10 protein-coding genes are annotated in these 11,557 nt (G+C 56.0%); 9 read left to right on the top strand and 1 reads right to left on the bottom strand.

What is annotated here, in order from left to right:
• Positions 1-39 precede the first annotated feature (39 nt).
• The 9 genes from HGO37_RS20530 to HGO37_RS20490 all read left to right on the top strand — a co-directional run bounded on the left by HGO37_RS20530 (position 40) and on the right by HGO37_RS20490 (position 10,428).
• Positions 40-978 (top strand): AraC family transcriptional regulator, encoded by a 939-nt coding sequence (locus HGO37_RS20530; RefSeq protein ID WP_250984968.1) that lies wholly within the window; start codon positions 40-42, stop codon positions 976-978.
• A gap of 144 nt (positions 979-1,122) precedes the next feature.
• A complete protein-coding gene (locus HGO37_RS20525) occupies positions 1,123-1,851 on the top strand; it encodes a TetR/AcrR family transcriptional regulator (protein ID WP_250984967.1) in 729 nt (242 codons plus the stop codon).
• A 132-nt stretch (positions 1,852-1,983) separates the two neighbouring features.
• Positions 1,984-2,928 (top strand): 4-hydroxy-tetrahydrodipicolinate synthase family protein, encoded by a 945-nt coding sequence (locus HGO37_RS20520; protein ID WP_250984966.1) that lies wholly within the window; start codon positions 1,984-1,986, stop codon positions 2,926-2,928.
• A gap of 10 nt (positions 2,929-2,938) precedes the next feature.
• Positions 2,939-3,718, top strand: coding sequence for an SDR family oxidoreductase (locus HGO37_RS20515; RefSeq protein WP_250984965.1), 780 nt, complete (start codon positions 2,939-2,941; stop codon positions 3,716-3,718).
• A gap of 113 nt (positions 3,719-3,831) precedes the next feature.
• Complete coding sequence (locus HGO37_RS20510) at positions 3,832-4,803, top strand: Bug family tripartite tricarboxylate transporter substrate binding protein (protein ID WP_250984964.1); 972 nt, start codon at positions 3,832-3,834, stop codon at positions 4,801-4,803.
• A gap of 25 nt (positions 4,804-4,828) precedes the next feature.
• Positions 4,829-7,189, top strand: a complete 2,361-nt coding sequence (locus tag HGO37_RS20505) for a molybdopterin-dependent oxidoreductase (protein WP_250984963.1) — start codon at positions 4,829-4,831, stop codon at positions 7,187-7,189.
• The gene (locus HGO37_RS20500) at positions 7,189-7,647 is read left to right on the top strand and encodes a tripartite tricarboxylate transporter TctB family protein (protein WP_250984962.1); all 459 of its coding nucleotides are present in this window, start codon (positions 7,189-7,191) and stop codon (positions 7,645-7,647) included. The genes HGO37_RS20505 and HGO37_RS20500 overlap by 1 nt, the downstream gene beginning before the upstream one ends.
• Positions 7,648-7,657: 10 nt before the next feature.
• Complete coding sequence (locus tag HGO37_RS20495) at positions 7,658-9,157, top strand: tripartite tricarboxylate transporter permease (RefSeq protein WP_250984961.1); 1,500 nt, start codon at positions 7,658-7,660, stop codon at positions 9,155-9,157.
• Positions 9,154-10,428, top strand: a complete 1,275-nt coding sequence (locus tag HGO37_RS20490) for an NAD(P)/FAD-dependent oxidoreductase (protein WP_250984960.1) — start codon at positions 9,154-9,156, stop codon at positions 10,426-10,428. Before HGO37_RS20495 ends, HGO37_RS20490 begins: the two co-directional genes overlap by 4 nt.
• 77 nt (positions 10,429-10,505) lie before the next feature.
• Here HGO37_RS20490 and HGO37_RS20485 read toward each other — a convergent pair whose 3' ends face one another.
• Positions 10,506-11,549, bottom strand: a complete 1,044-nt coding sequence (locus HGO37_RS20485; protein ID WP_250984959.1) for a dipeptidase — start codon at positions 11,547-11,549, stop codon at positions 10,506-10,508.
• Positions 11,550-11,557 lie beyond the last annotated feature (8 nt).

The following is an 11,557-nucleotide window of genomic DNA, read 5'->3' as shown; positions in this document are numbered from 1 at the left end:
ACTATTTTGACATTATTAAGCCAATGATGAGAGATACACATGCGTATATCATCAGATTTTCCCCACTCGGTGTCAGATACCTACACCGCGACGCGCGAACAAATCATCCTTCCGGACAACATGTCCTACCTCATCCGGCGGGATGATTATCCCAACCCAATCTGTATCTGGAACTATCATCCGGAGTGGGAAATTCACTACATCTCTGATGCAGCAGGCTTTGCCTATGTCGGCGATTATGTCGGTCCGTTCAAACCGGGTCACCTTGTTCTGACCGGGACCAACCTGCCGCATAACTGGATCACCCCCGGCGCCCCAAACCTGCCGGGTCGTGACCTCGTTTTGCAATTCGATGCGGATACGTTGATGCAGGCACGCGCTATCTGCCCGGAACTCGACGTGCTGCACCGTCTGAAACCGATGTCTCGCAGAGGCATAGAGATTCTGGGTCCGGAAGCCATTGATATTGGTGAGATGATTGTTGAGTTAAATGACCACAAGGGTGCCGTTGGTCTTGGATTGTTTCTGGAAATTCTGAATGCCATTGAAGCTGCACCGCGCAAGCGCGCGTTGGCGACAGAACATTTCATATCGCTCTATGGCGAGCTATCCGACAAACGCCATCGCCGCATTGACCAGGCAATTCAGATTTTACAATCCAGACCGGATACACAGATGCATGAGGTTGCCGAGACTGTGGGGCTAGACCCTTCGGCATTTTCCCGCGCATTCAGACGGCTGACCGGCATGACCTTCTCAACCTATATTCGCTCGGTGCGTGTCTGGCGCGCCCGCACCTTGCTTGCCGAAACCGAGATGCCGATTACAGACATCTGCTTTGAAGCAGGCTTCAATAACCTGTCCAACTTCAACCGTTATTTCCGCATGGAGACGGGCTTGACGCCGCGTGACTACAGGACGGCATCGCGCATTCGTAACAAGTCGATCGTACCTGCACCCGAGATACGGACAAGATAACAACTTGCCCCAAATCTGTGCGCGACACAGATTTTTCGTCAAATTATGGGGGTCGCACCTATTTGTTGTAACATGCTACAGAGCATTCAATAGAGTGGGCAATTCCGATTCCGGGTGCCAGACGGAACGAGAGAGCCAAAACAGATGGCAAAAAAAGCCAAGACTCCAGCGTCATCCAATGGGCCGGTCGAGCGTGCCGAGGATCCGCGCGAGCGTATTATCGCCGCAGCACGCGCCGTTTTCATCGAACAGGGCTTCGATCTGGCTACCGTGCGCGAAATCACTTTGCGCGCCGACGTTAATGTCGCCGCCATCAACTATTACTTCGGCTCCAAGGATGAGCTGATCAGCGAAGTGCTGAGTATCATGATGGAGCCTTATACCACTGCGCGTATCGCCGCACTGGAGGCCTGTCAGAAATCGGCGCATCCAAACCTGCCAACACTGCAGGATGTTGCGGAGGCGCTGGTGCGCCCGATGGTGCAGTTCAGCCGCGACGCCGTTGGTGATCGTCCGCTGATCCGAATGATCCAGCAGGTTCGCTCACGTCCAAGAGAAATCACCACACGGTTTTTCCTGCGCCGTGTCGACCCGGCGGTGTTTCGTTTTATCGATGCCTTCGGGCACGCTGTACCTTCGCTCGAGCGCCGCGACATCTTTTGGCGCTACAATTTTTCAATCGGCTCTGTCATGCAGGTGTTGACGGATTCAGACCACGCAACCTACCGTCTCAAGAACTTGTCCGGCGGCCTTTGTGACACTGACGATGATGAACAGATCATCGCGCAACTGACTGCGTTCGTCTGCGCCGGATTCCTGGCGCCAGCTGTCAAAACCAAGCAAAAAGACGCAGCTCTCTCTCAATCGGAATAGTTTTCTATTTCTGATAATATATTGAGCAAACCATGCTGCATTCATGGGCATTTTGACCATTTATAGTCGTTGACTGAATTGGAATTAAAACTATGTTTGAAACATTGTTTATTCTCCGATGGAGCAGCCTCAATGTCCGCAGCAGCCAAGAAAATTACCGGTTCTTTCGTCGCGCTTATCACGCCATTTGATCGCTCTGGCGCTGTCGATATCGGCGCATTCCGTGAACTGCTGCAGTTCCATGAGGCCAATGGCACCTCTGCCGTCCTCATCATGGGCTCGACCGGTGAAGTGTCGATGCTGTCGCAGGACGAAAAGCGCAAGATCATCGTCGAGACGTCCAAGATGAAGTCCGAGAAGATGCCAATTTTCTTTGGCTGCACGGGCAACAACACCGACACAACAATCGACAACGTCAAGTTCGCCAAGGATAACGGTGCCGATGGCGCGATCCTCGCGGCGCCGGCCTATATCTGCGCACCGGAAGCTGACATCGAGCGTTACTTCCTTGAAATTGCTGATGCAACAGACCTGCCACTTGGCCTTTACAACAACCCGCCACGCGTGAAGAGCGACCTGCATTGGGACCACCTGCTGCGCATCTTCAAGCACCCGAACTACGTCATTCACAAGGAATCGACGGCACGTGTTGGTCAGGTTGCCCAGGTTCTCGCGGCACGCCCAGACGTTTCTGTCATGTGCTGCGATAGCCCCAACCTCGGCCTCGTCGTTCCGACAATGAGCCTCGGCGGCCACGGCACCGCCAACATGGGTGGCAACATTGCGCCTGCTGAAGTGGCCGTCATGTCGCGTCCATGGACCAGCTACACTGAAGCAGAAGGTTTCCGTGACAATTACCTGCGCCTGCTGCCGCTGCTGCACTACAACTACTCGGCCATCAACCCGGTTGCCGTAAAGTCGCTGATGAAGGCTGTTGGTCTGCCTGCCGGTGAACTGCGCCGCCCGCTGACTGGCCTCGAAGGTGAAGCACTGGCACGCGGCGTTCGCATCGTGCAGGAACTTGGCCTCGACAAGGTGTACGGCTGGAAGATCAACACCGCAGCTCTCGCCGCCTAAGGAGAGACAGATGGACCTCGGGATTTCTGGCAGAAAAGCTCTCGTCACCGGTGCAAGCCGTGGCATGGGTAAAGCAGCCGCGATGACGCTTGCACATGAAAATGTGGATTTGACGATTGTTGCCCGCACTGCTGAAACGCTTGAGGAAACGGCTGCGGAAATCCGCTCCAAGACCGGCGCCCGCGTCACGACCGTTGCGTCCGACATAACAAGTGCTGAAGGACGGCAAGCCGCGCTCGCGGCATGCCCCAACCCGGATATTCTGGTCAACAATGCCGATGGGGAATTGCCTGGCGATTTTCGCAACTGGAAACGCGAAGATTGGCTGCGCGGCATGGACCGCATGATGCTGACGCCGATCGACATGATACGTCTGACTGTCGATGGCATGATGGACCGGGGTTTCGGTCGCATCGTCAATATCGTATCGCGCAGCGTCAAGATCGCACAGCCAGAACTTGGCCTATCGAATGCTGCGCGTTCTGGCTTGGTCGGCTTTGTCGCTGGCCTGGCGCGCCAGACCGTCAGTCACAATGTGACGATCAACAATGTTCTTCCCGGCATTATTGCCTCGGATGGCCAGCGCGAGCATGTCAGAGTACTGGCAGAGCAAAGTGGCCGCCCATTCGATGACATTTGGAAAGAACGCGCCTCACAGAACCCGGCCGGTCGTTACGGCGATCCGGACGAGATCGGTGCTTATATTGCATTCCTGTGTTCAACGAAGGCCGGTTTTGTTACCGCGCAAAACCTGCTCGTTGACGGAGGTCAATACCCCGGAACCTACTAGGGTTTCGGCACATCCCATTCTACGGTAGCTGACAAGCCACCGCACTGTTTAACGCTGCGCATTTCCGCGGCGAACGTACATCTGTATCCTGAATTCAGAAGGAGCCACCAGACATGAAAAATATTCGATCATTGCTTCTTGCCGCATCGCTCGCTGCCATCTCCGGTGGCGTTGCCGTTGCACAGGAATTCCCTGCACGCGCAATCAGCATCGTTGTGCCATATCCACCAGGCGGCGCCGTTGACGGTGTAGCCCGCGTGCTTGCCGCTGAACTGTCTGAATCAACAGGCAAGACATTTGTCGTTGATAACCGTGCCGGTGGTGCAGGTGGTGTTGTTGGCTCCGCAGAAGTCGCCAAGGCAGAGCCGGATGGCTACACGCTGCTTCTCAATGCATCGATCCATGTGGTCACGCCGCTGATCAACAAGAACGTGCCGTTTGACGTCCTCAACGACTTCACCCACATCGCCGGTATCGCCGCAGGTCCGCTGCTGGTCGTTACACCGACATCCACAAAAGCCAACACTCTCAAGGAATTCTTTGAAGAAGTGAAGGCTGATCCAGAAGGTTTCAACTTCGCAACATCGAGCTACGGCTCTGCTGGCCACCTTGCCGTCGAAGTGCTGAAGGCACAGGCTGGCGTTGATACTGATGTCGTGACCTATAAGGGCGCAGGTCCGGCTCTTACCGATCTGATGGGTGGTCAGGTTCAGCTGATGGCTGACCCCATGCTGTCGTCGCTGCCACACGTCAAGGCAGGTCGCCTGAAGGCTCTGGCTGTTACCAGCCTCAAGCGTTCGGCTCTTGCTCCAGAAATCCCGACCGTTGAAGAAAGTGGCATGCAGCCACTGGACATGGTGTCCTGGTACGGCGTGTGGGCGCCGAAGAACCTTGATCCGAAGGCTACCGAATACCTCGACGCCGCAGTGTCCAAGGTCGTCAACTCCGACAAGTTCAAGGAAAAACTCACTGTGTTCGGTTTCGAGCCGATGTATAAGAACAGTGCAGACCTGAAGGCTTTCGTTGTCGACGAAACCAAGCGTTATGGCGAAATCGTAGATTCGGCTGGCATCAAGGTCGAGTAAAATGAGCAAGGCTCCGGTAAACCCAATGAAAAATACGGATTTTTCGGAGCCCTCCCGACAGCGGAATCTTGTCGGGAGCCATTGGGGTTTTTACGAACATGACAGCAAGTCGGGAGACCTGAAGCCTTTTCGTGAAGATCCGGATCCGGCCATGTTCGGCACGGAACTGACGCAAGACCGGCTGTCGCCATCGCGTATCCTTAGGCCCGCAATACGGCGCTCCTATCTCGAACATGGCCCAGGAACGGATCATGGTCGACGGGGCGCCGAGCCATTCGTCGAAGTATCCTGGGACGAGGCTCTTGACCTCGTCGCCTCGGAGATAAGCCGTGTCCGGCAAACCTACGGCAATGGCGCGATTTTTTCAGGTTCCTACGGCTGGTCGAGTGCAGGACGTTTCCATCATGCGCAGAGCCAGCTCAAGCGTTTCTTCAACATGGCGGGCGGCTCGGTTCGCTCAGTTCAGACATACAGTTACGCAGCGGGTGAAGTCATTCTTCCGCATGTCATCGGCAATCTGAACGGCCTTGTCAGCGGCCATACGCCGTGGGAACAGATCGCCGGGCATTCCGAATTTATTGTGATGTTTGGCGGCACCCCGTTGCGCAATGCGCAGGTTAATGCCGGTGGCATCACACGCCATACCGCACGCAGTGCACTTCTTGCCTGCCGGGATTCCGGTGCACGTTTGCTGAATATCTCGCCGGTGCGCGATGATACAGAAGCCGAATTATCTGCCGAGTGGCAGCCACTTAGACCCGGTACCGACACGGCATTGCTGCTGGCATTGGCCCACACGCTGATCGCCGAGGATTTGCACGACCAGGATTTCCTTGCAAGCTACACAGAAGGCTTTGAGACATTTCGCGCCTATCTGATGGGTGAGCAGGATGGCATCGTAAAGAATGCCGTCTGGGCCAGCACGATAACCGATGTAGATGCAGCAGTGATTTCCGATCTGGCGCGGATGATGGCCAGAAAAAAGACCTTCATCATGATGTCGTGGTCGCTGCAACGCGCCGATTACGGCGAGCAGCCCTATTGGGCAGCAATTGCGCTCGCAAGTCTGTTGGGTGGCATTGGTTTGCCTGGTCAGGGTTTCGGTTTCGGTTACGCATCAGTCGGCAGCATCGGCCAGCCCGCATCGCCGATCAACTGGCCATCCCTGCCTCAGGGCAAAAACCCAATCACCGACTACATTCCGGTCGCCCGTATTGCAGACATGCTGCTTAATCCCGGCACCGAATACGACCATGATGGCACCCGCCGTACATATCCGGATATCAAGCTTGTCTATTGGGCTGGCGGCAATCCATTCCATCATCACCAGGACCTCAACCGTCTTGTCGAAGCTTGGCAAAAGCCTGACACGATCATTGCGCATGAGCACTGGTGGAACGCACATGCGCGCCATGCGGATATCGTTTTTCCGGCCTCGACGTTCATGGAACGCAATGACGTCATCGCCAGCGGTCGCGACAGCTTTATCGGCTGGTCTTCGAGTCTTGCAGCGCCGCCTGAGGGCATTGTGACCGACCACGAAATCCTGCGGCGCATTGCTGTCCGATTGGGAGTTGAGGCTGAGTTTACTGAGGGCCTGAGCGAGGACCAGTGGCTTGAGCGCCTGTATGGGCAAGCATGCGTGAACGCCGCCACACGTGGCATCAGCATGCCGGATATCCAGACATTCCAGAATACCGGCATCGTTGAAGTGGCAGCACAGTCCCCGGAACGCGCGCTGCTTGCAGATTTCAGAGCCGATCCGCAGGCGCATCCACTCCGCACACCGTCAGGCCGCATTGAACTGGGCTCACAGACAATTGCCAGCTTTGCTTATGATGATTGCCCCGGACATCCGGCATGGTTCGAACCGAAGGAGTGGCTGGGATCACCGGTTGCGAAGCAGTTCCCACTTCATCTTTTGTCATGCCAGCCGCATGACAAGCTGCATAGTCAGTGGGACCATGCCAAACCGTCGCGTCGTACTAAGGCTTCAGGTCGTCAACCGGTGCGCATCCACCCGAAAGATGCCGCCAAACGAAATCTGGCAGATGGCGACACAGTCACGATCACGAGCCCACGCGGGGCATGCCTTGCGAGCGTTTCGATAACGGACGCTGTGATGGAAGGGGTCGTGCAACTCGCAACTGGCGCATGGTTTGACCCGTCCGAGCCTTCCGTTGCCGGTTCACTAGAATTAAACGGCAACCCGAATGTCCTCACGGCTGATCACGGCACCTCACGTCTGGCACAGGGGCCAAGCCCCAATTCGTGCCTCGTCGAAATAGCACGTTTTGACGGTATCGCACCACCAGTCCGTGCTTACCGACCGGCGGATCTGGTCCCAGATCTGCGCAAGACCACCAGAAAAAACGAGGTAAGATAATGTCCTCACGTCTGAACACCGAATTACTCTCAGGTCTGCTGTTCATATTGATCGGCAGTCTGTTTCTGATTGGCAGCCTCGATTTGTCGTTTGGCACACTGCGCAGAATTGGCCCCGGTGGCTTTCCAGCGATGGTCGCAGTTGGCGTTATCATCATGGGGGTGATCGTTGCGTTGAAAGGCATCAGGATGGGCACGGCTGGTGAAGCCTTGCGCGTCAATCCTTCGCGCGTCGTCATCATCATCGCATCGATCGTGATATTCGGCCTTACGGTTCGCGGCGCTGGCCTGCTTATATCCGTCGCGCTTTGCAGTCTGATTGCATCCTTCGCTTCGCGTCCGTTTCGACCAATTGCCATGGGGCTATACGGCCTGTGTCTGGGTGCGGCGTGCAGTGCCGCATTCATCCTAGGTTTGGGCATGCCGGTACGCATTATCGGTCCGTGGTTCGGTTACTGAGGAAAGACCAATGGAAACAATCAACGCTCTTCTCCTCGGTCTTGATCAGGCTATCATGCCGGTCAACCTTTTCTGGTGTCTGATTGGCGCCTTGCTCGGCACACTGGTCGGCGTTTTGCCCGGCCTTGGACCTGCGGCGACCATGTCGATCCTTCTGCCATTCACCATCGGTCTCGAACCGGTGACATCGCTGATCATGCTGGCGGGCATCTATTACGGCGCGCAATATGGTGGCTCGACCACGGCAATCCTTTTGAACCTGCCGGGCGAAGCATCATCGGTGGTCACAGCCATTGATGGTTACAAGATGGCCCGGAAAGGCCGCGCTGGTGTGGCTTTGGCGACGGCTGCCATTGGTTCGTTCTTTGCCGGTACGGTTGCGACGTTGCTGCTGGCAATGTTTGCACCAGCGCTGGCTGAAGTTGGTCTGCTTTTTGGTCCGGCTGAATATTTCTCACTGATGATCCTCGGCCTTATCGCCTCAATCGTTCTTGCGCGCGGATCGTTGCCCAAAGCTCTTGCGATGGTATTCACCGGCATTCTGATCGGCATGATCGGGCAGGATGTGCAGACGGCTGCACCGCGTTTCATGCTGGGCTATGAAGAGCTGGCAACAGGCGTGAACTTCGTGGTGGTCGCCATGGGCCTCTTCGGCATAGGCGAACTGATCAAGGACCTTGAACACACAGAAAACCGAACCGCGATCAAGGCACCATTCTTTTCCATGTTGCCATCGCGTGAGGATTGGCGCCGCATGGCCGCTCCGATCTTGCGCGGCACGGGTATTGGCTCTCTGCTTGGTCTACTCCCCGGTAGTGGCGCACTGCTTGCAGCCTTTGCCGCGTACGCGATTGAAAAACGTGTTGCCAAACCACCGGAAGGGTTCGGTAACGGCGCTATCGAGGGTGTTGCCGCACCTGAAAGCGCCAACAATGCGGGTGCGCAAACATCCTTCGTACCACTTCTGACGCTTGGTCTTCCGGCAAATGCCGTGATGGCACTGATGTTCGGTGCGCTTATCATGCAGGGCATCGCACCGGGCCCGACCCTTATCAGCGATCACCCGCAAATCTTCTGGGGCGTTATAGTCTCCATGTGGGTCGGCAACTTCATGCTGCTGGTCTTGAACCTCCCACTGATCGGAATCTGGACAAAACTGCTGACGTTGCCGTTCCAATACCTCTATCCTGCGATTATCGTGTTCTGTGCCATCGGTGCGTTTTCGCTTGGTAACTCGGTGTTCGACCTGTGGCTTTTGGCGATCTTCAGCATTCTCGGATATATCTTCACCAAGCTGGATTGCGACGCTGCGCCGTTGGTCATGGGCCTTATTCTCGGACCGATGCTGGAGGAAAACTTCCGTCGCGCCATGTTCCTGTCACGCGGTAGTCTCAGCATTTTTGTCGACAAGCCAATCTCTGCTGGTCTTCTGGTGGCCGCCGTTGTCGTCCTGGCATTGATCGTGCTGCCGAAATTCGGCTCGGTGCGCAAGGAGGCGTTCCAGGAATGACCTCGCATGTCGTCGTTATCGGTGCAGGCATTGTTGGTGCAGCAACCGCTATTGAATTGCTGAGAGATGGGCATTCGGTCTCCATCATCGAACCGGAACAGCCGGGCGGGCGTCAGGCATCAAGTTATGGAAATAGCGGCTGGTTGAGCCCCGCCTCGATTATCCCCATGTCGATGCCCGGCCTGTGGAAAAAAGTACCCGGCCTCATCTCTGACCCCAACGGCCCGCTGATTATTCGCTGGCGCCATATCCTGCGTCTGGCGCCATGGCTTTTGCGCTTCGTATCGGCTGGCGCCACCATTGCCAAAGTCGAGCGAACAGCCCGCATTCTGTCATCGCTGCTGCATGACGCACCGGCACGACATGAAGCGCTTGCCAAGGAGGCTGGTCGTTCTGATCTGATTGTCCGCAAAGGACTTATCTACACATATCCAGACAGGTCGCGGTTTGAAGCAGAAGCGCTTGCATGGCGTTTGCGCCGCGACAATGGCGTAGTTTACCGCGAGCTTTCATCTGACGAATTGCATCGGTTGGAACCGGCACTGTCAAAAGCCTACTCTTTCGGCGTGCTGGTAAAACAGGGTGGGCATTGCATCGATCCCGGTGGATATGTCGGCTCCCTCGTTGACCATGCAGTTGCGCTCGGGGCCGTCAGGGTAAATGGCAAGGCAATCGGTTTTGATATATCGGCTGGTCGCTTGAAAGGTGTGAAAACAGACGCCGGCAGCATCGCCTGCGATCGAGCGGTGATCGCCGCTGGCATCCACTCCAAGACACTGGCTGCCGAAGCCGGTGACAAGGTTTCGCTGGAAAGCGAGCGCGGTTATCACGTTGTCATTCCGCATGACGTCGTAACGGGTGCTATGCCTATCATGCCTGGTGATGGGAAAATGGGAAACAACCCGACATTGGCGGGTCTTCGCATTGCCGGGCAGGTGGAATTGGCAAGTACAGCCACGTCACCAGACAAGAGCCGCGCCGACATTCTGCTTGGCCACGCCAAACGTGCCTATCCAGCTCTTACAAAAGCCTTTGATGAAAACCGTATCGACTGGTGGATGGGGCATCGCCCATCAACGCCGGACGGACTGCCGGTCATTGGCCCGTCCTCTGCTACCAGTGACATCATTTATGCATTCGGGCACGGCCATGTCGGTCTGGCAACAGGCCCGGCCAGTGGGCGCATCGTCGCTGATATCATATCGGGTAGACCAACCTCGCAGCATATCGCAGCCCTTGCGGCATCGCGTTTCAAACGTATTTTTGCCTGAGCGTAATAAACAAAAAATCCCGCACGACATTATCGTGCGGGACATGAATATTGGACACACCTGCTAAAAGGGCAGGATCAAGCGCCCCAAGTCCGTTCGAGCAACGCAATCCAGTTGCCATGCGCAATTTTGACAAGGCTTTCCTCGTCATAACCGGCATCACGCAATGCGGTCAGCAGGCGCGGCAGGCCCGTGGCGTCACCAATCTTCTGTGAGATCAACGTACCGTCAAAGTCAGACCCCAATGCGACGTGATCGATACCGACATGTTCGACCAGATAGTCGATGTGCCGCACCATCACGGAAATATCCATATTCGGGTCGGCCTTACCTTCCGGATGCAGGAATTTGACGCCGAAATTCAGGCCGATCAGACCACCGGTCTCACGAATGGCCGAAAGCTGCCAGTCAGTGGCATTGCGGCTGTGCGGGCAAACGGCAAATGCGTTTGAATGAGACGCAACAAGCGGCGCATCGGAAATTTTTGCGATATCACGGAAACCGGCATCATTCATGTGCGAAAGATCGACCATGATCTTTAGACGATTGCAGAGGCGAATGAGATCACGTCCAGCGTCCGTCAGACCAGGTCCGATATCGGGGTCGTGACCGAAGCGGAAAGGAACGCCGTGTGCAAATATGTTTGGCCGGCTCCAGACAGGTCCGAGCGTCCGCAGGCCTGCTGCGTGGAGAACGTGGACGATATCAAGGTCTGGGCCTGCGGCCTCGATGCCTTCGATATGGAACACCGCGGCGAAGCTGCCTTTTTCCATGGCCTTGCGGATATCTGCAGCTGTCCGGCAGATGGTGAAAGCACCCTCTGACTGCGCCTCTATCCGCCCGAGGAGTGCCGCCTGACTGATCGTCTGGTCGATCGCACTGTGCAGTTCTACACGTGGCAGATCACCATTGGCATCAAGACCGCCCGCAGGTGATGGAACGTAGATGGCACAAAGCCCGCCGACCAGACCGCCTTCACGAGCGCGTGGAATGTCGATATGGACATTGTTCTGCCCTTGCAGAAAGCGCTGTTCAGCCCCTTCGACACCCTCACGCATCAAGCGGGACAAGATATCATTGTGGCCGTCAAATACGGGCACACGTACGAGATCAGCAGTCATTCACAGCG

The organism is Rhizobium sp. CG4 (genome assembly GCF_023701965.1).
In the GTDB taxonomy this organism is placed as follows: Bacteria; Pseudomonadota; Alphaproteobacteria; order Rhizobiales; family Rhizobiaceae; genus Agrobacterium.
The sequence above is the reverse complement of the archived record's forward strand: the minus strand, read 5'-3'. Positions and strand labels throughout refer to the sequence as shown.